Annotated in this window: 22 protein-coding genes and 1 tRNA gene; 11 read left to right on the top strand and 12 right to left on the bottom strand. The window is 71.1% G+C overall.

The annotated features are described in order from the left end of the window. Nucleotides 1-24: 24 nt before the first annotated feature. From ACZ7LU_RS23850 to pdhA, 3 genes are read right to left on the bottom strand one after another with little or no spacing between them, the layout of a single operon-like run. Complete coding sequence (locus ACZ7LU_RS23850) at nt 25-1,419, bottom strand: dihydrolipoamide acetyltransferase family protein (protein WP_471917943.1); 1,395 nt, start codon at nt 1,417-1,419, stop codon at nt 25-27. A gap of 26 nt (nt 1,420-1,445) precedes the next feature. Beyond that, on the bottom strand, nt 1,446-2,462 hold the full coding sequence (locus ACZ7LU_RS23845; RefSeq protein WP_398301933.1) for an alpha-ketoacid dehydrogenase subunit beta: 1,017 nt from the start codon (nt 2,460-2,462) through the stop codon (nt 1,446-1,448). Next, on the bottom strand, nt 2,459-3,604 hold the full coding sequence (gene pdhA / locus ACZ7LU_RS23840) for a pyruvate dehydrogenase (acetyl-transferring) E1 component subunit alpha (protein ID WP_471917942.1): 1,146 nt from the start codon (nt 3,602-3,604) through the stop codon (nt 2,459-2,461). The genes ACZ7LU_RS23845 and pdhA overlap by 4 nt, the downstream gene beginning before the upstream one ends. A gap of 190 nt (nt 3,605-3,794) precedes the next feature. Here pdhA and ACZ7LU_RS23835 point away from each other — a divergent pair, with 190 nt between their 5' ends. Beyond that, on the top strand, nt 3,795-4,376 hold the full coding sequence (locus tag ACZ7LU_RS23835; RefSeq protein WP_471115853.1) for an Lrp/AsnC family transcriptional regulator: 582 nt from the start codon (nt 3,795-3,797) through the stop codon (nt 4,374-4,376). Nucleotides 4,377-4,395: 19 nt separating this feature from the next. Here ACZ7LU_RS23835 and ACZ7LU_RS23830 read toward each other — a convergent pair whose 3' ends face one another. Together ACZ7LU_RS23830 and ACZ7LU_RS23825 are read right to left on the bottom strand one after the other, a co-directional pair. After that, nucleotides 4,396-4,989, bottom strand: a complete 594-nt coding sequence (locus ACZ7LU_RS23830) for a TetR/AcrR family transcriptional regulator (RefSeq protein ID WP_404754918.1) — start codon at nt 4,987-4,989, stop codon at nt 4,396-4,398. Further along, the gene (locus tag ACZ7LU_RS23825; protein WP_471917941.1) at nt 4,986-6,497 is read right to left on the bottom strand and encodes a 3-hydroxyacyl-CoA dehydrogenase; all 1,512 of its coding nucleotides are present in this window, start codon (nt 6,495-6,497) and stop codon (nt 4,986-4,988) included. Before ACZ7LU_RS23825 ends, ACZ7LU_RS23830 begins: the two co-directional genes overlap by 4 nt. Nucleotides 6,498-6,694: 197 nt before the next feature. Here ACZ7LU_RS23825 and paaN point away from each other — a divergent pair, with 197 nt between their 5' ends. Next, complete coding sequence (gene paaN, locus ACZ7LU_RS23820; RefSeq protein WP_471917940.1) at nt 6,695-8,383, top strand: phenylacetic acid degradation protein PaaN; 1,689 nt, start codon at nt 6,695-6,697, stop codon at nt 8,381-8,383. Nucleotides 8,384-8,434: 51 nt separating this feature from the next. On the opposite strand, the gene ACZ7LU_RS23815 is transcribed toward paaN, so the two are convergent. The 3 genes from ACZ7LU_RS23815 to ACZ7LU_RS23805 are packed head-to-tail and all read right to left on the bottom strand — an operon-like array spanning nt 8,435 to nt 11,372. Then, nucleotides 8,435-9,214: a TrmH family RNA methyltransferase gene (locus ACZ7LU_RS23815; protein WP_471917939.1), complete on the bottom strand. Its 780-nt coding sequence runs from the start codon at nt 9,212-9,214 to the stop codon at nt 8,435-8,437. Next, entirely contained in the window at nt 9,211-10,605 is a 1,395-nt protein-coding gene (locus ACZ7LU_RS23810) for an HTTM domain-containing protein (protein ID WP_471918135.1), read from the bottom strand. The genes ACZ7LU_RS23815 and ACZ7LU_RS23810 overlap by 4 nt, the downstream gene beginning before the upstream one ends. A gap of 23 nt (nt 10,606-10,628) precedes the next feature. After that, nucleotides 10,629-11,372, bottom strand: coding sequence for a DUF5819 family protein (locus ACZ7LU_RS23805; protein ID WP_471917938.1), 744 nt, complete (start codon nt 11,370-11,372; stop codon nt 10,629-10,631). A gap of 353 nt (nt 11,373-11,725) precedes the next feature. Between ACZ7LU_RS23805 and paaA the strand changes: the two genes are divergently transcribed. The 6 genes from paaA (at nt 11,726) to ACZ7LU_RS23775 (ending at nt 16,789) form a co-directional block, all read left to right on the top strand. Then, nucleotides 11,726-12,847 (top strand): 1,2-phenylacetyl-CoA epoxidase subunit PaaA, encoded by a 1,122-nt coding sequence (paaA, locus tag ACZ7LU_RS23800; protein ID WP_471917937.1) that lies wholly within the window; start codon nt 11,726-11,728, stop codon nt 12,845-12,847. Next, nucleotides 12,844-13,134 (top strand): 1,2-phenylacetyl-CoA epoxidase subunit PaaB, encoded by a 291-nt coding sequence (gene paaB, locus ACZ7LU_RS23795; RefSeq protein WP_030972485.1) that lies wholly within the window; start codon nt 12,844-12,846, stop codon nt 13,132-13,134. Before paaA ends, paaB begins: the two co-directional genes overlap by 4 nt. After that, a complete protein-coding gene (gene paaC / locus ACZ7LU_RS23790; RefSeq protein WP_471917936.1) occupies nt 13,131-13,889 on the top strand; it encodes a 1,2-phenylacetyl-CoA epoxidase subunit PaaC in 759 nt (252 codons plus the stop codon). The genes paaB and paaC overlap by 4 nt, the downstream gene beginning before the upstream one ends. Beyond that, nucleotides 13,883-14,383, top strand: coding sequence for a 1,2-phenylacetyl-CoA epoxidase subunit PaaD (paaD, locus tag ACZ7LU_RS23785; RefSeq protein WP_398301912.1), 501 nt, complete (start codon nt 13,883-13,885; stop codon nt 14,381-14,383). The genes paaC and paaD overlap by 7 nt, the downstream gene beginning before the upstream one ends. Further along, nucleotides 14,383-15,453 (top strand): 2Fe-2S iron-sulfur cluster-binding protein, encoded by a 1,071-nt coding sequence (locus tag ACZ7LU_RS23780; RefSeq protein WP_468562050.1) that lies wholly within the window; start codon nt 14,383-14,385, stop codon nt 15,451-15,453. Before paaD ends, ACZ7LU_RS23780 begins: the two co-directional genes overlap by 1 nt. A gap of 202 nt (nt 15,454-15,655) precedes the next feature. Then, complete coding sequence (locus ACZ7LU_RS23775) at nt 15,656-16,789, top strand: acyl-CoA dehydrogenase family protein (RefSeq protein WP_471917935.1); 1,134 nt, start codon at nt 15,656-15,658, stop codon at nt 16,787-16,789. Between the two features lie 92 nt (nt 16,790-16,881). On the opposite strand, the gene ACZ7LU_RS23770 is transcribed toward ACZ7LU_RS23775, so the two are convergent. The 4 genes from ACZ7LU_RS23770 to ACZ7LU_RS23755 all read right to left on the bottom strand — a co-directional run bounded on the left by ACZ7LU_RS23770 (nt 16,882) and on the right by ACZ7LU_RS23755 (nt 20,080). Then, nucleotides 16,882-17,229: a rhodanese-like domain-containing protein gene (locus ACZ7LU_RS23770; protein WP_471917934.1), complete on the bottom strand. Its 348-nt coding sequence runs from the start codon at nt 17,227-17,229 to the stop codon at nt 16,882-16,884. Nucleotides 17,230-17,258: 29 nt separating this feature from the next. After that, complete coding sequence (locus tag ACZ7LU_RS23765; protein WP_471917933.1) at nt 17,259-18,239, bottom strand: hypothetical protein; 981 nt, start codon at nt 18,237-18,239, stop codon at nt 17,259-17,261. A gap of 69 nt (nt 18,240-18,308) precedes the next feature. After that, entirely contained in the window at nt 18,309-19,793 is a 1,485-nt protein-coding gene (locus ACZ7LU_RS23760; RefSeq protein WP_471917932.1) for a DUF2252 domain-containing protein, read from the bottom strand. Nucleotides 19,794-19,993: 200 nt separating this feature from the next. Then, a tRNA-Leu gene (locus tag ACZ7LU_RS23755) sits at nt 19,994-20,080 on the bottom strand. A gap of 504 nt (nt 20,081-20,584) precedes the next feature. Between ACZ7LU_RS23755 and ACZ7LU_RS23750 the strand changes: the two genes are divergently transcribed. From ACZ7LU_RS23750 to ACZ7LU_RS23740, 3 genes are all read left to right on the top strand, one after another. Next, nucleotides 20,585-21,475, top strand: a complete 891-nt coding sequence (locus ACZ7LU_RS23750) for an FhaA domain-containing protein (RefSeq protein ID WP_468092683.1) — start codon at nt 20,585-20,587, stop codon at nt 21,473-21,475. Nucleotides 21,476-21,485: 10 nt separating this feature from the next. After that, nucleotides 21,486-22,001: an FHA domain-containing protein FhaB/FipA gene (locus ACZ7LU_RS23745; RefSeq protein WP_362988186.1), complete on the top strand. Its 516-nt coding sequence runs from the start codon at nt 21,486-21,488 to the stop codon at nt 21,999-22,001. Between the two features lie 131 nt (nt 22,002-22,132). Further along, complete coding sequence (locus tag ACZ7LU_RS23740; RefSeq protein ID WP_398301897.1) at nt 22,133-23,695, top strand: Stp1/IreP family PP2C-type Ser/Thr phosphatase; 1,563 nt, start codon at nt 22,133-22,135, stop codon at nt 23,693-23,695. Nucleotides 23,696-23,719: the final 24 nt, after the last annotated feature.

Below are 23,719 nucleotides of genomic sequence, written 5' to 3'. Positions count from 1 at the left end.
GCGTCACTCAGGCGCGCGGCCTGCTCACACCGACCGCAACAACACCGCCGGCTGCTCGACGCAGTCCGCCACATAGCGCAGGAACCCTCCCGCCGTACCGCCGTCGCACACCCGGTGGTCGAAGGTGAGCGACAGCTGCACCACGTGCCGCACCGCCAACTCCCCTTGGTGCACCCACGGCTTGGGCACGATGCGGCCGACACCGAGCATGGCCGCCTCGGGGTGGTTGATGATCGGCGTGGAACCGTCGACCCCGAACACCCCGTAGTTGTTGAGCGTGAAGGTCCCTCCGGTGAGCTCGCCCGGGGTCAGCGTGCCCGCCCGCGCGCACTCCGTGAGCCGGATCAGCTCCGCGTTGATCGATTCCGTCGACCGTGACTGTGAGTGCCGCACCACGGGGACGACCAGCCCCCGCTGGGTCTGCGCGGCGAAGCCGAGGTGGATGTCGGCGAACTGCCGCACCTCCCGCGCCTCCATGTCGACGGAGGAGTTGAGCTGGGGGAACCGGGTCAGCGCGGCGACGCTGATACGGGCGAGCAGCGCGAGCAGCGACACCTTCTGGCTGCCGTCGCGCTCCGTCATCGCCGCGTTCATCGCCTTGCGGGCCGCCAGCAGCTCCGTCGCGTCGGCGTCGACCCAGCAGGTCGCCTCCGGTATCTCGCGTCGGCTGCGGGCCATCTTGTCCGCGACCAGGCCCCGGATGCCGGTCAGCGGGTGCCGGGATTCGAGGCCCGCCTTCCGCGGCTCCTCGCCCGCCGCCACCTGGTGGCGCGCCTCGGCCCGCCCCGCGCGGATCTGCTCGTCGTCCGCGCGGACCGCCGCCTTGATCATCGGGTTCCTGCCGGCGGCGATGGCCGACTCGACATCGGCCCGCGTGATCAGCCCGTCCGGCCCCGAACCCACCAGGCTCCGCAGCTCGACTCCGTTCTCCCGCGCCAACTTCCGTACGAGAGGGGAGATCACCGGAACGGGCCCGTCCGAGGAAACAGGGGACGGCTCCGGCGAAGCGGAGTGCACCGACTGCACCGGCTGTACGGGCTGTACCGGCCGCACCCTCCTGCGGCGCGCCGGCGCCGCCCCCGTGCCGTACCCGACCAGCACGTTCCCCGAGGACTCCTCGGCGGCCGTCTGCAGTGCCCGCTCGGCGGGCTCCTCAGGGGCCCGGGACCCGGCCGTCTCCGCCGGGGCACCCACCGCCACCGTCAACAGAGGTGCTCCCACCGGCAGTTCCGTGCCCTCCTCGCCGAAGCGGGCCGTGACCACGCCTCCGTAGGGACACGGCACCTCGACCATCGCCTTGGCCGTCTCGACCTCGACGACCGGCTGGTCCACGGCGACGACGTCACCGACCTCGACGAGCCAACGGACGATTTCCGCCTCGGTCAGCCCCTCCCCGAGGTCGGGCAGTTTGAATTCCATACTGTTCACATCAAGAGCAGGGGCCATCAGCTCTCCGCCTCCCACTGGAGCCGCGCGACCGCGTCCAGGATCCGGTCGACACCGGGCAGATGGTGCTTCTCCAGCATGGGCGGCGGATACGGGATGTCGAAGCCCGCGACCCGCAGGACCGGCGCCTCCAGGTGGTGGAAGCACCGCTCGGTGACCCGCGCGGCGATCTCACCGCCGGGGCCGCCGAAGCCCCCGGACTCGTGCACGACGACCGCCCGCCCCGTACGCCGCACGGACGCGGCGACCGTCTCGTCGTCAAAGGGCACGAGGGAACGCAGGTCGACCACTTCGAGGTCCCAGCCCTCGGCGCGGGCCGCCTCGGCCGCCTCCAGGCAGACGGGCACGGACGGGCCGTACGTGATGAGCGTGGCGCTGCGCCCGGTGCGCCGCACGACCGCGCGGCCTATCGGTTCAACGCTCTGCGGTGCCTCCGGGTTCCAGTCGGCCTTGGACCAGTACAGGCGCTTCGGCTCCAGGAAGACGACGGGGTCGTCGGAGGCGATGGAGGCGCGCAGCAGGCCGTAGGCGTCGGAGACCGTGGCGGGCGTGACGACATGGAGGCCCGGCGTCGCGATGTAGTACGCCTCGGAGGAGTCGCTGTGGTGCTCGACGCCGCCGATGCCGCCTCCGTAGGGCACGCGGACGGTGATGGGCAGCGGCATCGCGCCGCGCGTGCGGTTCCGCATCCGCGCCACGTGCGAGATCAACTGCTCGAAGGCGGGATAGGCGAAGGCGTCGAACTGCATCTCGACGACGGGCCGCAGGCCGTACATCGCCATGCCGACCGCCGTGCCGAGAATGCCCGCCTCGGCCAGCGGCGTGTCCGTGCAGCGGTCCTCGCCGAACTCCTTGGCGAGCCCGTCGGTGACCCTGAAGACACCGCCGAGCGCTCCCACGTCCTCTCCGAGGACGTGCACGGACGGGTCCTCGGCCATGGAGTCCCGCAGCGCGCGCCCGAGCGCCTGCGCCATGGTGGCCGGTTTGGCGGCGGGCTTCGCCGCGACCGTGGTCATCGCGTCTCCTCCTCGGCGTCTTCCGAGGCCACTTCCAGCTCGGCCCGCAACTGTGCCGCCTGCTCCCGCAGTTGGGTGGTCTGCTCGGCGTAGACGTGCGTGAAGAGGTCCATCGGGTCGAGCGTGGGGTCCTGGTTCATGCGGTCGCGCAGGTCGGCCGCCATGGCCTCGGCCTCGTCGCTCGTCTGCCGCTTCGTCTCGTCGTCCAGGAGTCCGCGCTCCGTCAACTCCCGCTCCAGGAGCAGGATCGGATCGTGGTCGCGCCAGGCGTCGACGTCGGTGTCCTGGCGGTATCGCGTGGCGTCGTCGGCGTTCGTATGGGCTTCCATGCGGTACGTGACGGCCTCGACGAGCGTCGGACCACCGCCCCGCCGCGCGCGGGAGACCGCTTCGCTCAGGACTTCGTGCATCGCCGCCGCGTCGTTGCCGTCCACCAGGCGTCCCGGCATGCCGTACCCCACGGCCTTGTGGGCGAGAGAGGGGGCGGCGGTCTGCTTGGCGAGCGGCACGGAGATCGCGAAGCCGTTGTTCTGCACGAGGAAGACCACGGGGGCCTGCCACACCGCCGCGAAGTTCAGCGCCTCGTGGAAGTCGCCCTCGCTGGTGCCGCCGTCGCCGACCATGGCGAGCGCCACCACGTCGTCGCCCTTGAGCCGGGCGGCGTGCGCGAGACCCACGGCGTGCGGGAGCTGCGTCGCGAGAGGCGTGCTCAGGGGCGCTATGCGGTGCTCGCGCGGGTCGTACCCGGTGTGCCAGTCGCCGCGCAACAGCGTCAGCGCGTCCGCGGGGTCGAGGCCGCGGGCGACGACGGCGAGCGTGTCCCGGTAACTGGGGAAGAGCCAGTCCCGCTCTTCCAGGACGAGCGCCGCGGCGACCTCGCACGCCTCCTGACCGGTGCTTGAGGGGTAGACCGCCAGCCTGCCCTGCTTCGTCAGGGCGGTCGCCTGGGTGTTGTAGCGACGACCGCGCACCAGTTCCGCGTAGAGACGGCGCAGCAGCCCCGGGTCGGCCTTCTCGGCGGCCTGGGTGCCGAGGGCGCGGTACGGCTCCGCGTCCGGCAGCAGCGGCGCGGGGTCGGTCCTGGGCTGCCAAGCGGGGGGCGGGGCGGGCCGGTAGGCACCCCGCTGCTCCATGACCGTCATGACGGCACCTCCTGGGGAAGCGGTCTCCTCGTGGGAGTGGGCAAACGAGGCGCGCCGACGTGATGCGCCTCACCTACCGATTGTTCGGTCGACGGCACATTTTGGCTACAGGCACCTCCAGGCTGTGGACAAACGGTTCTCCACAGCCTGGGATGGACGCAGTACGTCCATGGTAGGGAGGCGGGGGGACATGGCATCTGAACGAATGGCCGACGGGCACGACGGCGACCTCCCGGAGCCCCGGATTCCTGAACCGCGCCCCTCCGAGCGCCCCTCCGGGACGCGCGTCCCCGAGCCCCGCGTCCCCGAGCCCGCGGTCCCGGACCCCCGCCCTCTGGACGCCATAGACCGCGACATTTTGCAGATCCTGCACACGGACGGTCGCGCGTCGATACGTTCCGTGGCCGAGCGCGTCCACGTGTCCCGGGCCAACGCCTACGCGCGCATCAACCGCCTCATCGACGACGGCGTCATCCGGGGCTTCGGCGCGCGGATCAACCACGAGCGCGCCGGACAGGGCGCGTCCGCGTACATCACACTCAAGATCGTGCAGAACACCTGGCGCACGGTGCGCGAACATCTGCGCGCGCTCCCCGGCGCCTCCCACATCGCGCTCGTCAGCGGCGACTTCGACGTCCTGCTCCTGGTGCACACGCCGGACAACCGTGCGCTGCGGGAGCTGGTGCTCACCCGGCTGCAGTCCATCCCCGAAGTGCTCAGCACCCGTACGTTGCTGGTCTTCGAGGAGGACGACATGGAGCCGGACAGCTGACCCCGGGAGCGGCCGGGGCTCAGCGGTCGGTGCGCAGTCCCGCGAACGCCAACTGCACCACCGCGTCGGCGATCTGCTCGCCGTTGGCGGCGCCCCGGCTCTCCGGCCGGTACCACTCCACAATGGAGTTGATCATTCCGAAGAGCAGCCTGGTGGCCAGCCGCAGGTCACCGTCGGAGCGCAGGTCACCGTCCGCGGCGGCCTCCTTGAGCAGCTCGGCCACCTGCTGGTCGAACTCCCTGCGCCGCTCCATGGCCCACCGCTCGGTGTCCGTGTTGCCGCGCACCCGCAGCAGCAGCGTCACATAGGGCAGCTCGGCGACCAGCACCTCCACGGTGCGGCGCGTGACGTACTCCAGGCGCTCCACCGCACTGCCCACGCGCGCGTGCTCCTCGGCGAGGATGCCGAAGAGCCCGTCGAGGGCTCGGCTCACCGCACGGCGCAGCAGCTCCTCCTTGCCCGCCACGTGGTGGTAGATCGACGACTTGGAGATGCCGGCCGCCTTGGAGAGGTGCTCCATGGACGTGCCGTCGTAGCCGCGTTCGTTGAAGACCCGGACGGCCACGCTCAGCAGCGTCTCCGGGGTGTACGTGTCCCGCCGGGCGGTGGTCATGAGTACTCCTCTCGCACGGCCTGGCGCCGCAGTGCCTGGGAGGGCGCGTAACGCCCGGTGGGGTACTCGTCGTGCAGGACGTCGAGCGCCTCGGCCACGCGGTACGTGGTGAGACGGCGGCCCCATTCGACGGGCCCGAGCGGGTAGTTGACGCCGAGGCGTATGGCGGTGTCGATGTCCTCGGCGTCCGCCACCTCGCGCCCGACGGCGTCGAGGGCGAAGTCGACGAGCATCCACACCGTGCGGGCCACGATCATCCCCGGGGTGTGCCCGATGACGCTGACCTTCTTGCCGAGCGCCTGAAAGAGGCCGATCGCCTCCTTCAGGGACCGCTCGCTCACCCTGCTCGACGGGGCGAGGGCGATCCTCGTCGCGGTGCGGTAGTCCAGTGCGAGGTCGAAGTGGATCGTGGGCTCCGCCGCGGCGCCGGCGGCCGTACCGTCGGCGAGGGCGAGCCGCGCGCCACCAGGGAGCTCAATGGAGCCTGGGTAGCTCGGCACCCCCTTCCCGCGGTCGACCCGTACGCCTGCCGTCCCCATCAGGTCGATCAGCGCGTCCGCCGGGAACAGATCACCGTGCACGGTGACGGACGCCGGGGCCTTCTCGGGTGGCGCGGTGTGCGGTTCCGCGCGCGGGGCGTCGTCTCCGTACGCGTACCAGCCCTGTCCCGACTTCCGCCCGAGACGGCCCGACTCGACGAGGCGGCGCTGCGCCAGCGAGGGCGTGAACTTGGGGTCCTGGTAGAAGGCCTCCCACACGGAGCGCGTGACGGCTTCGTTGACGTCCTGGCCGATGAGGTCGGTGAGCTCGAAGGGCCCCATCTTGAAGCCGCCGGACTCACGCAGGACGGCGTCGATCGTGGCCGGGTCGGCGACCCGCTCCTCGTACAGGCGCAGCGCCTCGGCGTAGAAGGGCCGCGCGATGCGGTTGACGATGAAGCCGGGGGTGTCCGCGCAGCGCACCGGGGTCTTGCCCCAGGCCTTCGCGGTCTCGTACGCGCGCGTGGCCGCCGAGTCGTCCGTCGCGAAGCCGCTGACGACCTCGACGAGGGGGAGCAGGGGCGCCGGGTTGAAGAAGTGCAGGCCGACGAAGCGGCCCGGTGCGCGCAGGGCGCCCGCGATGGCGGTCACGGAGAGGGACGAGGTGTTGGTGGCCAGCAGACAGTCCTCGGCGACGACATCTTCGAGGTCCTGGAACAGCCGCTGCTTGACGTCCAGTTGTTCCAGGACCGCCTCGACGACGAGGCCGCAGTCGGCGAGCTCCGCGAGGCTCTCGGCGGGGGTGAGCCTGGCGCCGGCCGCGGCGCGGCTCTCGGCCGTGAGCCGGCCCTTCTCGACGAGCCGGTCCAGGCGCGCACCGATCGCGTCGGCGGCCGCCTGTGCGCGGTCGGGCACGGCGTCGTACAGCCGCACGGGGTGGCCCGCGACCAGGGCGACCTGGGCGATGCCCTGCCCCATGGTTCCGGTACCGACCACGGCAACGGCGCTGCTGAGCTCGAGTGCTGTCATGCTCGCGATCCTCCCGCACGGCCCGTCGGCCGCAGGGTTCGGGGGTGGCCGCGAAGAAGTTGTCCACAGGTTCGGCGGACCCCCTTGTCCCGACCGATCGTTCGGTTACTCTAGCTCTGTCAGAGCGTTCCTGCCCACCGTCCCTGCCCAGCTCGCCAGCTCGATGAAGAGCTGCCCGAGGAGGAGTTGGTCCCGTCATGGCCGCCGAACTCACCGCGCACCAGCTGATCGCCAAGCACCGGCCCACCCTCGACCAGGCGCTGGAGACCATCCGCACGCGCGCGTACTGGTCCCCCCACCCCGAGCACCCGAAGGCGTACGGGGACGGAAGCCTGAGCCTCCCCGAAGGAAAGGCCGCCTTCGACGCCCTCCAGGGCACCCGCTTCGACCTCGACCAGCCCGGCACGGACGATTGGGTGGGCGGCGAAGTCTCGCCGTACGGCCCGGAGTTGGGGATCACGTATCCCCACCCGGACATCGACACCCTGCTCCCCGCCATGCGCGCCGGAATGCGCGCCTGGCGCGACGCGGGCGCGGAAGTGCGCGCGATGGTCTGCCTGGAGATCCTGTCGCGGATCAGCGCCCGTACGCACGAGTTCGCGCACGCGGTCATGCACACCAGCGGCCAGGCCTTCATGATGGCCTTCCAGGCGGGCGGCCCGCACGCCCAGGACCGCGGCCTGGAAGCAGTCGCTTATGCGTACGTGGAGCAGGCCCGCACCCCCGACGCCGCCGAGTGGACCAAGCCCCAGGGCAAGCGCGACCCGATCGCGCTGAACAAGCGGTTCACACCCGTCGCCCGCGGCATCTCGCTCCTGATCGGCTGCAACACCTTCCCGACGTGGAACGGCTATCCGGGCCTCTTCGCCTCGCTCGCCACCGGCAACCCCGTCCTGGTCAAGCCCCACCCGCGCGCGGTGCTGCCCCTGGCGCTCACCGTGCGGATCGCCCGCGAGGTCCTCGCCGAGACGGGCTTCGACCCGAACCTCGTCTGCCTGGCCGCCGAGCGGCCCGACGAGGGCATCGCCAAGACGCTCGCCGTGCGCCCCGAAATCAAGATCATCGACTACACGGGATCGACGTCGTTCGGCGACTGGCTGGAGACCAACGCCCGCCAGGCGCAGGTCTACACGGAAAAGGCCGGGGTCAACACGGTCGTCGTCGAGTCGACCGACAACTACAAGGGAATGCTGGCCAACCTCGCCTTCTCCCTGTCCCTGTACAGCGGCCAGATGTGCACCACCCCGCAGAACCTGCTCATCCCGCGCGACGGCATCGAGACGGACGCCGGCCCCAAGTCGTATGACGACGTGGTGGCGGACCTCGCCTCCTCGGTGAGCGGCCTCCTCGGCGACGACGCCCGGGCGAACGGCATCCTCGGCGCGCTGGTCAACCCCGACGTGAAGGCGCGCCTGGAAGCAGCCGCAGGTCTCGGCGAGGTCGCCCTCCCCTCACGGGAGATCGCCAACCCCGAATTCCCGGACGCCGTGGTCCGCACCCCGGTGATCGTCAAGCTGGACGGCGCCAAGCCGGACGCCGAGGCGGCCTACCTGAGCGAGTGCTTCGGGCCGGTCTCCTTTGCGGTCGCCGTCGACTCCGCGACGGACGCGGTGGAGCTGCTGCGCCGCACGGTGCGCGACAAGGGAGCGATGACCGTCGGGGCGTACACGACGTCGGAGGAGTTCTCCGCCGCAGTGGAAGAGACCTGCCTCGAAGAGTGCGCCCAGCTGTCCCTGAACCTCACGGGCGGCGTCTATGTGAACCAGACAGCGGCGTTCTCGGACTTCCACGGCTCAGGCGGCAACCCCGCTGCGAACGCCGCGCTGTGCGACGGCGCGTTCGTGGCCAACCGCTTCCGGGTGGTGGAGATCCGCAAGGACGCGTGACGCGTGCGACGCGTGCTGTGTGTGACGCGTGAGCTCTGACGCGCGGCGGGTTCAGGCCTCCGGCCCAGGAGGCCTGCCCGCCGACCAGTGGAAGAGCGCCATGCCGACGCTCGTCGCCAGGTTGTAGCTGGAGACCTGGGGGCGCATCGGCAGGGACACCAGGTGATCCGCCCGCTCCCGCAGCGCGGCCGACAGGCCACTGCGCTCGGATCCGAAGGCGAGCACGGCGTCGTCCGGGAGCTTCAGCCCCCTGATGTCCTCGCCCTCCGCGTCGAGCGCGAACACCGGGCCCGGCGGCAGCTCGGCCACGTCCACGCGCTCCACGGCGGTCGCGAAGTGCAGCCCCGCACCACCCCGCACGACCGTGGGGTGCCAGGGGTCGAGCGTGCCGGTCGTGACGACACCGGTCGCCCCGAACCCCGCGGCGAGCCGGATCACGGCGCCCGCGTTGCCCAGATTGCGAGGGTCGTCGAGCACGACGACCGGCGCCGGCCTGGGCATGTGCCCCAGTGCTTCGAGGTTGTCGGCCCGGGAGGGGCGCACCGCCAGGGCGGCCACCGCCGTGGGATGCAGCCGCGGCACGAGGGCGCGCAGCCGCTCGTCCGGGACCTGCGCAAGCAGTGCGTCGAGCGCGTCCTTCACGTCCGGCGCCAGCTCGTCGGCGAGCGCCAGGACAGCGGCCCGGTCACTGGTCAGCGCGACCGGTACTCGCGCGCCGAAGCGCAGCGCATGCTTGATCGCGTGGAAACCGTCGAGCAGCACGGAGGTGTCGGCAAGCCCGCGCCAGGCGCGTACGGCGCCGTCGGGGTCCGCCTCATCCGTCCTGTTCATGGAGTGAAGCCTACGCGCGCGTGCTCGGTGGGCTCCTCGCCCCGCTTCCCACCCCGGAGGCGCGGATCCGGCACGGCACCCATGCCAGATTTTGCAGATCTTGCAGATCCGACTGAGCTGACAGATCCGACTGACCTGACAGACCGCAGACGGGAAACCACCCCTCCACGCGCGCGTGCCGCCCAACCGCCCAGCCGTCGCAGGAACGACGTCGGCAGGAACACCGCGTCGGCCGCGATCATCGCGAGCGAGAAGAACGGCAGCCCCAGGACGACCGCGATCACGGCGTGCTCGACGATCATGACCGCCAGCAGGACGTTCTTGACCCGGCGGTTGAAGAGGGTGAAGGGGAAGGCCACCTGCACGGCGACCGTTCCGTACGTCACCAGCAGCACCATGGTGCCGCTGGAGGAGAGCAGTTCGGAGAGGGCGGGCCACGGGGAGAAGTAGTCGAGGTTGAGCGGGTAGTAGACGGCCGTGCCGTCCTGCCAGCGGCTGCCCTGGATCTTGTACCAGCCGGCCGTCGCGTAGATCAGACAGGCCTCGACCATGATCACCAGCAGCCCCGCGTTGTGGGCCAGATTCGCCACGACGTCGAGGAGCTTGTGCAGCTCTCTCCGCGGAGCCCGCCGCCCCACGGCCCACCACAGGCCGTGCACCAGCCACAGTCCCCAGAAGAACAGCAGCCACCCGCCGCTGAGCTCCCCCATGAACGTCACGGTCGACAGACCGAGCCCGAGGACCCACCACAGAGCGGCCCCCACCCGGTCGACCGGCACGGTCGCTTCCACGGCCTCCCGGGCTTCCACGCCCTCCCCGGCCTGCACGCCCTCCCCGGCCTCCCCGGCCTCCTCGGCTTTCGCGTCGGTCGCGTCCTCCGCAGCCGCCACGCACGCGCGTGCACGTACGCGTGCCGCACGCCGCGCGTCCAGCGACCAGACCTGGCCACATCGGGTGAAGACCAAGTAGGTCGCCATCAGGTGGATGACGTTGTCGCCGCCGTCCCCCATGAAGATGCTGCGGTTCTGCAGCGACAGGACACCGACCATGAAGAGCACGGACATCGCGCGCGTGTGCCAGCCGAGCAGCAGCAGGGCGCTGCTGACGATCGCCAGCGCGTAGACGATCTCGAACCAGATCTGCCCGTCCGACCACATCAGAGCGGTGAAGGCGCCGTTGCTCGCGATGAGCTGCTGCGCCATGTCCCAGTTCCATGGGCCGTCGGGCCCGTACAGCTCGTGACGGTGGGGGAGTTCGCGCAGCAGGAAGAACAGCCAGGTGGCGGCGAACCCGATGCGGATCACCGCGGTCTGGTACGGGCCGAGGGCGAACCCTGTCACCTTGTCGATGCCCAGCGTCTTGACGTGGCCCTGCGTCCTGCCGCGGCCCAGCGTCGGCGGGCGTTCGAAGCGGATCACCGGTTCATCCCCTCCGCATGCGCACGCGCGCGGTCCGGCTCACCGGCGAGCGGCGGGTCGTCGGCGAGCGGCAGATCGTCGGGCTTCACCGACCACCAGGGAAGCACCCGGTAGGCCGGTTTGAGGGAGACCTTCTCGTCGCTCCACTTCGGCGGTCGCACGTTGGTGGTCTTCGAGCGCAGTTGCACGCGCGCTATCTCGTCGCCCTTGCCGCCCGACTCTTCCCGGTCGAGCCGCATGTACGCGATGCGGCGGATGTAGCGCTCGGAGAGCTGGCCGCGCAGGCCGACGGGACGATTCTGCGAGTCGTGCGAGCCCACGTAGAAGTCCCAGGCGCGGCGGAGTTCGTTCTGCTGCGTGTGACTGGGCAGCAGGCTTCCGTCGATGCCGGCGCCGTCCTCGGCGGAGAGTCCGTACCAGTCCGTGGTCCGTACGCCCCCTTCGGCCGTACGAAGCTCCGCGCGGGCCTGCACCGCGACGTTCTGCTGCAACGGGTTGGGCGCGAACAGCTTCCAGTTCTGCTCGAACTCGGGGTAGATCCACTCGTCGATCACGTCCCCGTGCTGCTTGGTCAGCGTGTTCGACGGTGCGACGTGGAGGAAGAGCATCCCTATGTGGACGCAGGCGGCCACCGCGACGATCACCAGAGCACACGCGGCGGCGATCTGATACCCGAGCCGGAGTCCGGCGATCCCGGGTTCGGCCGTTTCCGGCGCTGCCCCGGCCCCGGCCGACTCCACCGCCCCCGCTGGCCCCGCCGCTTTCTCCGGCCCCGCTACTTCCTCCGGCCCCACCGGCTCCACTGGCCCCACTGGCCCCACCGGTTCAGTCGGCTCCGTCGGTTCCATCGGCCCGGGCTCGCCAGGCCCGGCGGCCCCGCCGCCCGGACCCTTGTCGTACCCGTCCATTCCGCCCCGTTCCCCGTTCCCGCACCGAACCCTGCCGCCGGAACGGTACTCAGGCCCGACCGTCACGCACAGCGTCCGTGAAGTTATCCACAGGGTTGACACCTTATGGCGGAGGACCGCACCATTGAATCCAACGAACCGAACGATCGGTCGGGCGGTTCGCACAGGGTCGAGGGGGCCGAGAGATGGTGACAGCAGCCGCACACCAGGCGGCGGGGACGGAGCCGCACGAGACCGCGCCCGCCGCGGACGCCGCGCGCACGGCAGAGCACCAGGCCGTCTTCGACGCGGCGGTCGCCGCCGACGAGCGCATCGAGCCACGCGACTGGATGCCGGACGCCTATCGCGCGTCCCTGGTCCGCCAGATCGCCCAGCACGCGCACTCCGAGATCATCGGTATGCAGCCGGAGGCCAACTGGATCACGCGCGCCCCCTCCCTGCGGCGCAAGGCGATCCTCATGGCCAAGGTGCAGGACGAGGCCGGCCACGGCCTGTATCTGTACAGCGCGGCCGAGACCCTCGGCACCAGCCGCGACGAGCTGCTCGACAAACTGCACTCCGGCCGCCAGAAGTACTCGTCGATCTTCAACTACCCCACGCTGACCTGGGCGGACGTCGGCGCGATCGGCTGGCTCGTGGACGGCGCCGCGATCACCAACCAGGTCCCCCTGTGCCGCTGTTCGTACGGCCCGTATGCACGCGCGATGGTCCGCGTATGCAAGGAGGAGTCCTTCCACCAGCGCCAGGGTTACGAGTCGTTGCTCGCCCTCAGCCGCGGCACCCAGGCCCAGCACGACATGGCGCAGGACGCGGTGAACCGCTGGTGGTGGCCCTCCCTGATGATGTTCGGCCCGCCCGACGACGAGTCCTCGCACTCCGAGCAGTCCATGACGTGGAAGATCAAGCGCCACTCGAACGACGAGCTGCGCCAGCGCTTCGTGGACATCTGCGTCCCCCAGGCCGCATCGCTCGGCCTGACCCTCCCCGACCCGGACCTCATGTGGAACGAATCCCGGGGGCACTACGACTTCGGCCCCATCGACTGGACCGAGTTCTGGGACGTCCTCAAGGGCAACGGCCCCTGCAACGACCAGCGCATCACCCAGCGCCGCCGCGCGCATGAAGAAGGCGCCTGGGTCAGGGAAGCCGCCGCGGCGTACGCCGAAAAGCAGGCAGCCGGAAAGCAGACGGCCGACAAGCAAGCGGCCGGAAAGCCCCGGCCGCACACCGCGACCGACGCACAGGGCCCCCACCCCACTCCCGGCACCCCCGGCGACCCCGCACAGCACGGAGAGGCGACAGCATGAGCAGCTCGACCGACTGGCCGCTGTGGGAGGTGTTCGTCCGCTCCCGTCGCGGTCTCTCCCACACCCACGCGGGCAGCCTGCACGCGCCGGACGCCGAGATGGCCCTGCGCAACGCCCGCGACCTGTACACGCGCAGGAGCGAAGGCGTCTCCATCTGGGTCGTGCCGTCCACCGAGATCACCGCCTCCTCGCCGGACGAGAAGGACTCCTTCTTCGAGCCGGCCGGCGACAAGCCCTACCGCCACCCGACGTTCTACGAGATCCCGGAAGGGGTGAAGCACCTGTGACCGCCACCCCGGCCCCGGCCACGGCCCCCACCGCAGCCGACGCCGACGCCTCGGCCCTCCCCGCCCTGGCCCTCGGCGACGACGCGCTGGTGCTCTCCCACCGTCTGGGGGAGTGGGCGGGCCACGCCCCGGTCCTCGAAGAGGAGGTCGCCCTGGCGAACATCGCCCTCGACCTGCTCGGCCAGGCCCGCATCCTGCTCTCCACGGTCGGCGACGAGGACGAGTTGGCGTACCTCCGCGAGGAGCGCGCCTTCCGCAACCTCCAGCTGGTCGAGCAGCCGAACGGCGACTTCGCGCACACCATCGCCCGCCAGCTCTTCTTCTCCACCTACCAAACCCTCCTGTACGGCCAGTTGGCGGCAGGGGGCGGCGAGTTCGCCCCCTTGGCCGCGAAGGCCGTCAAGGAGGTGGCCTACCACCAGGACCACGCCGAGCAGTGGACCCTGCGGCTCGGCGACGGCACGCAGGAGAGCCACGAGCGCATGCAGCGTGGTCTCGACGCGCTGTGGCGGTTCACCGGCGAGATGTTCCAGCCGGTCCCCGGCCTGGACGCCGACTGGCAGGCCATGCGGGAGCGCTGGACCTCCTCGGTGACGGCGGTCATCGAGCGGGCGACCCTGACCGTGCCCGAGGGACCGCAGTCCGGCGCGTGGACGGCGGGCGCCGGCCGTCAGGGTCTGCACACCGAGCCGTTCGGCCGGATGCTCGCCGAGATGCAGCACCTGCACCGCAGCCACCCGGGGGCGTCATGGTGACGACCGCGCCCACCGCGCTGGAGGCGGAGCTCCTGGCCCTCGCGGGCTCGGTGCCCGACCCCGAGCTGCCCGTGCTGACGCTGGGCGAGCTCGGTGTGGTGCGCGGCGTCCGGATCCTCGCCCCCGGCAAGGTCGACGTCGAGCTGACCCCGACGTACACGGGCTGCCCGGCGATAGAGGCCATGTCCGCCGACATCGAGCAGGTGTTGCGCGACCGGGGCATGGTCGAGGTCGCGGTGCGGACGGTTCTCTCCCCCGCCTGGTCGACGGACGACATCAGCGCCGAAGGCCGCCGCAAGCTCGCCGAGTTCGGCATAGCGCCCCCGCGCTCCCACGCGGCGGACGGCCCCGTCCCCCTGAGCCTGTCGATCCGCTGCCCGCACTGCGGCTCGACCGACACCGAACTGCTCAGCCGCTTCTCCTCCACGGCCTGCAAGGCACTGCGCCGCTGCGCCTCCTGCCGCGAACCCTTCGACCACTTCAAGGAGTTGTGATGGCCCGCTTCCACCCGCTCCGGGTTGCGGCGGTCGACCGGCTCACCGACGACTCCGTGACGCTGACGTTCGACGTGCCGCCGCCGCTCCGCGAGGAGTACCGCTTCGCCCCGGGCCAGCACCTCGCCATCCGCCGCTTCGTCGACGGCACGGAGATCCGGCGCACGTACTCGATCTGCTCCGCCGCCCCGCCCCCCGAGTCCCCGGAGGGCCCCGCTGCCCTGCGCGTCGGAGTGCGTCTCGTCGAGGACGGCGCCTTCTCCACGTATGCCTTCAAAGAAGTCGCCATAGGTGACGAGTTGGAGGTCATGACTCCGGCCGGCCGCTTCACGCTGGACCCCGCCCCCGGACGCTATGCGGCGGTCGTCGGCGGCAGCGGGATCACCCCGGTGCTCTCGATCGTCACGACGCTCCTGGAGCGCGAGCCGAAGGCCGACTTCTGCCTGATACGCAGCGACCGCACCGCCGCCTCGACGATGTTCCTCGAAGAGGTAGCCGACCTGAAGGACCGCTGGCCCGACCGGTTCCAGCTGGTGACCGTGCTCTCCCGGGAGGAGCAGCAGGCAGGTCTCGGTTCCGGACGGCTCGACGAGGAGCGGCTCTCGACGCTCCTTCCCGCGCTGTTGCCGGTGGCGGACATCGAGGGCTGGTTCCTGTGCGGGCCGTTCGGACTGGTGCAGGGGGCGGGGCGGACACTGCGCGGCCTCGGCGTCCCCCGCAGCCGCATACACGAAGAGATCTTCCACGTGGACGACGCGGGCGTGCCCACCACGCCCTCGGCTCCGGCGCCCGCGCACAGCACGGTGACGGCGACCCTCGACGGCCGCTCGGGCACCTGGCCCGTGCTGGAAGGCGAAACCCTCCTCGAAACGGTGCTGCGCAACCGCGCCGACGCTCCCTACGCCTGCAAGGGCGGGGTCTGCGGCACGTGCCGGGCGTTCTGCGTCTCCGGCGAGGTGCGGATGGACCGCAACTTCGCGTTGGAGCCGGAAGAGACGGAGGCCGGATATGTGCTGGCCTGCCAGTCCCGTCCGGCGACGGACACCGTGGAGCTGGACTTCGACCGCTGACCTGACCCCGCACCCGTCCCGCCCTGCCCTGCCCGGGCCGACCCGCCCCGGCCCGCCCCCCGGTGCCGCACACCGCCGTGCCGTACCGCGCAGCGCCATGCCGCGCAGCGCCATGCCGCGCCTGTTCCCTTCCACTAGAACCTGTTCTATCTTGACGGGCCGTCAGCTACATCATGGTCAGCCGGGCACGGGAGGACGGACAGTGGACTTCACCTTCACCGAGGAACAGCAGGCCGTGGTCGAGGCGGCGAAGGCCCTCTTCGCCGACGTCGTGCCGGACGGAGTGCCGAGCCCCGCCCTGACGCCCGGCGCCGTCGCGGAGGACTTCGACCGCGCCCTGTGGTCCCGGCTCGCCGATGCCGACCTCCTGGGCGTGCTCATCGACTCCGAGTACGGCGGCGTGGGCCTGGACCCCATCACCCTGTGCCTGGGCCTGCGCGAGTCCGCGAAGGTACTCGCGCGGGTCCCGCTCCTGGAGAGCAGCGCCGCCGCGTCCGCCGTACAGGCCCATGGCGGAGCGGAGTTGAGGAAAAAGGTCCTCCCGGCGGCCGCCCGTGGTGACCTCGTCCTGACGGTCGCCGCCAACGGCCGCACCGGGCACGACCCGGCCGAGTCGGCCGTCACCGCACAGCGCGACGGCGACAGCTGGGTCCTGGACGGACTCCAGACAGGCGTGCCCTGGATGCACAACGCCGACCTCGTCGTCGTCCCCGCCCACACAGCCGAGGGCCACACCGTCCTCGCGCTCGTCCCCCGCGGCCACGAGGGTCTGACCGTCGCGGAGCAGATCTCCACCAGCGGCGAGCACCTCGGTGAACTCCACCTGGAAGCCGTCCGCGTCACCGCCTCCGACGTCATCGAGGCCGACGGCGCCTGGGACCGGCTGCGCGACCTGCTCGCCACCGGGACCTGCGCGCTCGCTCTCGGCCTCGGCGAGGCCGTCCTCCGTATGACCAGCGAATACACCAGCAAGCGTGAGCAGTTCGGCCACCCCGTGGCCACGTTCCAGGCGGTGGCCGTGCAGGCCGCCGACCGCTACATCGACCTGCGCGCGATGGAGGTCACCCTCTGGCAGGCCGCCTGGCGCGTCAGCACAGGCGCGGACAGCGCACTACCCACGGCGGGAGACGTGGCCGTCGCCAAGATCTGGGCGTCGGAAGGCGTACGAAGGGTCGTGCAGACGGCCCAGCACCTGCACGGCGGCTTCGGCGCCGACACGGACTACCCCCTGCACCGCTATCACGCCTGGGCCAAGCAGCTGGAGCTCTCCCTCGGCCCGGCAGCGGCACACGAGGAGGCACTCGGCGACCTACTGGCCACCCACGCACTGGGCTGACCGCCTACCACTCGGTTGAGCTGCCACTCGGGCCAATCTCGTGCCCACTCGGCTCAGCTCGCCGAAGTACCTCCGAAGTACCTCGAAGTACCTCAGATCACGGTGCCCGGCTGGCCCTTGTCGTCGACGACGGGCCGCCCGGCGGCCTGCCACGCCTCCATGCCGCCCGCGACGTTCACCGCGTCGATGCCCTGCTGCCCGAGGTACATGGTGACCTGGGCGGAGCGCCCGCCCGACCGGCAGATGACGTTGACCCTGCCGTCCTGCGGGGCCGCCTCGGTCAACTCGCCGTACCGGGACACGAATTCACTCATCGGAATGTGCAGCGCGCCCGCGGCGTGACCTGCCTGCCATTCCTCGTCCTCCCGGACGTCCAGCAGAAAGTCATCACTCGCGAGGTCGTCGACGCCGACCGTGGGCACCTGAGATCCGAAAACCATGCCCCGACGCTACCCGACGGGCAGCGCCGTCAGTCGCGCAGTCGCGCCAGCTCCGCCTCACGCTCGGCGACCTGGGCGAGCAGCTGCTCGGCGATCTCGTCGAGCAGGGTGTCCGGGTCGTCGGGAGCGAGCCGCAGCATCCCACCGATCGCGCTCTCCTCCAGCTCCTTGGCGAGGACCGAGAGGAGTTCCTTGCGCTGGGCCAGCCATTCGAGCCTGGCGTACAGCTCCTCGCTGCGGGTGAGCCGCTGCTCCTCGGGCACAGGCCCCGCGGCCCACTCCTCGGACAGCTCCCGCAGCATCGCCTCGTCACCGCGGGCATAGGCAGCGTTGACGCGCGTGATGAACTCCTCGCGCCGCTGCCGCTCGCCCTCCTCCTGCGCCAGGTCCGGATGCGCCTTGCGGGCCAGCTCGCGGTAGAGCTTGCGGGCCTCCTCGCCGGGACGCACCCGCTGCGGCGGCCGCACCGACTGATCGGTGAGCATCGCAGCGGCCTCGGGATAGAGCCCCTCGCCGTCCATCCAGCCGTGGAACAGCTCCTCGACGCCGGGCATCGGCATCACCCGGGCCCGCGCCTCCTCCGCCTTGCGCCGGTCCTCGGGGTCGCCGGTGCGGGCAGCGGTGGCCTCGGCGATCTGCGCGTCGAGCTCGTCGAGGCGGGCGTACATCGGGCCGAGCTTCTGATGGTGCAGGCGGGAGAAGTTCTCCACCTCCACGCGGAAGGTCTCCAGCGCGATCTCGTACTCGATCAACGCCTGCTCGGCAGCGCGCACGGCCCTTTCGAGCCGCTCCTCGGGACGCTCCACAGAAGGACGCTCCTCAGCGGCAGGCTCCGCCCCGGCGGCGGACTGCTCCCCGGCGGACCCCTCCCGGGAAGCCGCGTCGGCCCGCTCCTTGAGCCGCGCCTTCAGCTGGTCCTTGAGCCGCCCTTCAGGGCCCGCCTGCCGCACTCCCTCTCGGGGAGCATCAGGAGTCTCGGGCTGCGTCGGCTCGGCTTCCGGGATCGTCACTCGTCCAGCGTAGGCCACGGCGCGCCCCGCCCATGAAGCCCGCACCGCCCAGCCCTGAGCGCGCCCGCCTCACACCCCCGCCTCCGCCGCCAGCCGCCCCTCCTTGACCGCCTGCACCAGCAGTGCGTGATCCGCCTCCGTGCGGTCCGCGTACGCCGTCGCGAACCGCGCCATCGCCTCGTCCAGCTCGTCGTTCTTGCCGCAGTACCCCGCTATGAGGCGCGGGTCCGCGCTGTGCGCGTGCGCGCGGGCCAGCAGGGCGCCGGTCATGCGGCCGTAGTCGTCCAGCTGGTCGGCGGCCAGCGCGGCCGGGTCCACGCTGCCCTTGCGATTCCTGAACTGCCGTACCTGGAAAGGCCGTCCGCCGATCGTCGTCCACCCGAGCAGGAAGTCGCTGACCACTTGCATCCGCTTCTGTCCGAGCACCACCCGGTGTCCTTCGTGCAGGGTCTCCGGGGTCTTGAAACCGGCCACCGGCAGATGCGGCAGCAGCGCGGACGGCCTCGCCTCCTTGACCTGCAGCACCAGCGGCTCGCCCCGGTGGTCGAGCAGCAGCACCACGTACGAGCGGAGCCCGACGCTGCCCGTGCCGACGACGCGGAACGCCACGTCCTGGATCGCATACCGCGCGAGCAGCGGCAGCCTGTCCTCGGTCAGCGTGCCCAGATACTCCTCGAGTGAGGCCGCCACTGAGGCGGCCTCCGCGTCCGGCACGCGCCGCAGTACGGGCGGAGCGTCGACGAAGCGCCGTCCCTCGGAACCGTCACTGCCCTCGACGGGCTCCGTCGCCTTCGCCGCGAAGCGGGCGCTCGTGTTCTGCCGTGCCTTCTCGGAGACCCGGTCCAGGGTGCCGAGGAGATCACGCGCGTCCGTGTGCGAGACCAGCTCCTCGTCCGCGATGGCGTTCCACGCGTCGAGGACGGGGAGCTTGGCGAGGAGCCGCATCGTGCGGCGGTAGGCCCCGACGGCGTCCAGCGCCGCCTCCTCACAGACGTCCTCGCCCGCGCCTGCTTCGCGCCCCGCGAGCACCAGGGAGGCGGCCAGCCGCTTGAGGTCCCACTCCCAGGGGCCGTGCACCGTCTCGTCGAAGTCGTTCAGGTCGATGACGAGGCCGCCCCGCGCGTCCCCGTAGAGCCCGAAGTTCGCCGCGTGCGCGTCGCCGCATATCTGCGCGCCGATACCGGACAGCGGGGTACGCGCGAGGTCGTACGCCATGAGTCCCGCGGAGCCCCGCAGGAACGCGAAGGGTGAGGCGGCCATCCTGCCGACCCGGATCGGCATGAGCTCGGGGAGCCTGCTGCGGCTGGACTCCTCCACGGCCGCCACGGGATCCGGCCGCCCGCCGTCCACCACGAACTCCGCGTGCGCGGAGCGCGGCACCTGCCGGCGGAGCGCCTTGCCTTCCCTCTTCGGCGACCCCTGCGCGGGCCACTCGGCGAACCCCGGCACCCGCGGCAGCCGCTCGCTCCCCTGCCCCGACCGCCCGCGCTTCCCCGAAGGCCCCTGCCCCTGTCGCTCCCGCTGCCCGGGAACCTTCCCGTCGAGCTCCACCATGCCCATCGCCCCCGCCGGCTGTCGGCCCGTCCCAGATCCGGCCTCGACCGTACCGCCGCTCGCCGAACGCCGTGAGGACCTGTGGATAACTTCGGTGACATACATCACCGCACCACGCCCCGCCGGCGACATGCGCCTCAAAGGCACAAAAAAGAAGCGGCCCCTTCCGGACTTTCGTCCGGAGGAGGACCGCTTCCTCGTGGTGCGCGAGGGGGGAGTTGAACCCCCACGCCCTTGCGGGCACTGGAACCTGAATCCAGCGCGTCTGCCTATTCCGCCACCCGCGCATGGGTGTTGTCTTTGGGTCTCTCACTGTGTGGTGCGAGCGCCTGCCGACATCCAGAAGATTAGCACGCTGCAGCGGGTGGATTCACATCCGTTCGGGGCGGGCACCTGGCCTCAGAAGCTTCGCCCCCGGCCCCGGCCGGGTCCCACCCGTCCCTCGGGCCGCATCAGTCGCGCCCCGCACCCAGGCCACGTCTTCACCCGCCCCGGCCGCGCTCGCCGAGGTCCACAGCCAGGTGCGGGACACTGGCTTTGGGCCCCCTCTACGATCCGTTGTAAAAGGAGGCTCGAGCAGACGTCCCGAGCAGCTGCCCGTACGGGGTTCCCGGGGCCACAGATCAGGGTCCCGTCAGGGGCCCTGCGAGGATCCTTGGACGCCGGCGCGGGCATGTCTTGTGAGAGGCGACACTCGTCGACTGGGCGGACAGGGGGAACCAGCCGATTTCCCGGCGCGTGGATACGATCAGTAAGCAGTACCAGGATGACTACGACGGAGGAGGTGCCCCATGGGAGTCCTGAAGAAGTTCGAGCAGCGACTCGAAGGTCTGGTCAACGGCACCTTCGCCAAGGTGTTCAAGTCCGAGGTCCAGCCTGTCGAGATCGCCGGCGCACTCCAGCGGGAGTGCGACAACAACGCGACGATCTGGAACCGCGAGCGGACCGTCGTCCCCAATGACTTCATCGTGGAGCTCAGCGCCCCCGACTTCGAGCGGCTGAGTCCGTACTCGGGCCAGCTCGGCGACGAGCTCTCCGGCATGGTGCGCGACTACGCGAAGCAGCAGCGCTACAGCTTCATGGGCCCCATCAAGGTCCACCTGGAGAAGGCCGAGGACCTCGACACCGGCCTCTACCGCGTGCGCAGCCGCACCCTCGCCTCCAGCAGCTCCCAGGCGCCCGAGCCCGCCTCGGCGGGCCCCGGTGGCCCGACGGCTCCCGGCCGCGGTGTGGGCGCGGGCGGCGCAGGCGGTTACGGCTACCCGCAGCCCCCCTCCGGAGCTCCCGGCGGCGCACCTCCCATGCCTGCCGCCCCACCGCCGGGCGCGGGTCGCCCCGGTGGGCAGTCCCCGGCTCCGAGCAGGCCTCCGGGCCCCGGTGCCGGACCACTTCCGGGCGCCCAGGTGCGGCGCTGGATCGAGATCAACGGCAATCGCCATCAGATCTCCCGCCCGACGCTGGTGCTGGGACGCAGCACCGACGCCGATGTGCGGATCGACGACCCCGGCGTATCCCGTCGGCACTGTGAGATCCGGACCGGAACGCCCTCGACGATCCAGGATCTCGGGTCTACCAACGGCATCGTGGTAGACGGGCAGCACACCACCCGCGCTACGCTCCGCGACGGCTCGCGGATCGTCGTGGGTCAAACCACCATCGTTTACCGGCAAGCCGAAGGGTGAAGCGGGGGCAATGTCAGAGCTGACCCTGACGGTCATGCGGCTAGGTTTTCTAGCTGTTCTGTGGCTGTTCGTGATCGTGGCCGTCCAGGTCATCCGCAGCGACCTGTTCGGAACGCGCGTCACACAGCGCGGTTCGCGGCGGGAGCGGCCCCAGCAGGCCGCCCGCCAGCAACAGGCCGCACCTCCTCAGCAGCGCCAGCAGCAGAGCGGTGGAGGCCGCCAGCGGCGCGGCGCCCCCAGCAAGCTCGTCGTCTCCGAGGGCATCCTCGCCGGGACGACGGTCGCGCTGCAGGGGCAGACCATCACGCTCGGCCGGGCGCACGACTCCACCATCGTCCTGGACGACGACTACGCCTCCAGCAGGCATGCCAGGATCTACCCGGACCGTGACGGCCAGTGGATCGTCGAGGATCTCGGGTCCACCAACGGCACGTATCTCGACCGGACCCGACTCACCACCCCGACGCCCGTTCCGCTGGGCGCGCCGATCCGCATCGGCAAGACCGTCATCGAGCTGCGGAAGTAGTACTACGTCATGACAGAGCGCGAGCGGAGCGAGCGAGCCGGAACGGCTGTCCAGGCACTGGACGCCGGCGCGCTCCCGACCGGAGGGTGGGCACCGTGCGGATGTACCCGGAGCCGACGGGCGAGGTGCGCATGAGTCTGTCTTTGCGCTTCGCCGCCGGATCGCACAAGGGCATGATCCGGGAGGGGAACGAGGACTCCGGTTACGCCGGCCCGCGTCTCCTCGCGATCGCCGACGGCATGGGGGGCCAGGCCGCGGGCGAGGTGGCGAGCTCCGAGGTCATCTCGACGCTCGTCACCCTCGACGACGACGTGCCGGGCTCGGACATCCTGACGTCCCTGGGCACCGCCGTGCAGCGGGCCAACGACCAGCTGCGCCTGATGGTCGAGGAGGACCCCCAGCTCGAGGGCATGGGGACCACCCTGACCGCCCTCCTGTGGACGGGCCAGCGCCTCGGCCTCGTCCACGTCGGCGACTCGCGCGCGTACCTCCTCCGGGACGGCGTCCTCACGCAGATCACCCAGGACCACACCTGGGTGCAGCGCCTCGTCGACGAGGGCCGCATCACCGAGGAAGAGGCCACCACCCACCCGCAGAGGTCCCTCCTCATGCGCGCGCTGGGCAGCGGCGACCACGTCGAGCCCGACCTGTCGATCCGGGAAGTCCGCGCCGGTGACCGGTATCTGATCTGCTCGGACGGCCTCTCCGGAGTCGTCTCGCACCAGACCATGGAGGACACCCTCGCGTCCTACCAGGGCCCGCAGGAGACCGTGCAGGAGCTCATCCAGCTCGCGCTGCGCGGCGGCGGCCCCGACAACATCACCGTGATCATCGCCGACGTCCTGGACATCGACAGCGGTGACACCCTCGCGGGCCAGCTGTCCGACACCCCCGTGGTCGTCGGCGCGGTCGCCGAGAACCAGCTCCAGGCGCAGGACGACGGCGCCATGCAGACCCCCGCGGGCCGGGCCTCCGGGCTCGGCCGCCCCGTCCCGCCGCAGGCCCCCCACGGGCAGGGTGGCGGCTTCGGCCCGCCCGGCAGCGGCGACACCACGGGGTACGTCCCCGAGGGCAGCTTCGGGGCGTACGACGACGATGACTTCGTGAAGCCCGGCGGCGGCCGCAAGTGGCTCAAGAGATCCCTCTACGGAGTGCTTGCGCTCGCCGTCATCGGCGGCGGTCTCTACGGCGGCTACCGCTGGACGCAGACCCAGTACTACGTGGGCACGAAGGACGAGCACATCGCCCTGTACCGCGGCATCGACCAGGACCTGGCCTGGGTCAGCCTGTCGAAGGTCGAGAAGGACCACCCCGAGATCGAACTCAAGTACCTGCCGCCGTACCAGCGCAAGCAGGTCGAGGGGACGATCCCCGAGGACAACCTCGACGCCGCCAAGAGCAAGATCGAGGAGCTCGGCGTGCAGGCCTCCGCCTGCAAGAAGGACGCCGAGCGCCGCGAGGTCGAGCGCGAGAACAACGCCAAGACCGGCGAAGGTGAAGCCGGTGGCACGACCGGGCTGCGCAAGGCGCCGACCCCGGACCCGACCACGCCCGGCCAGCCCACCGAGACCGACCGGAACGACCAGAACAGCACCACCGAAAAGAACAAGTCCAAGACCGCACCGACTCCCACACCCGGCCCCAGCCTCTCCGAGGATGAGCAGAAGCTGGTCCCGCTGTGCGGTAAGCAGTAAGCAGCCGTTGGGGGCCTCTGCACG

Source organism: Streptomyces sp. NPDC039462, assembly GCF_055639375.1.
The sequence above is the reverse complement of the archived record's forward strand: the minus strand, read 5'-3'. Positions and strand labels throughout refer to the sequence as shown.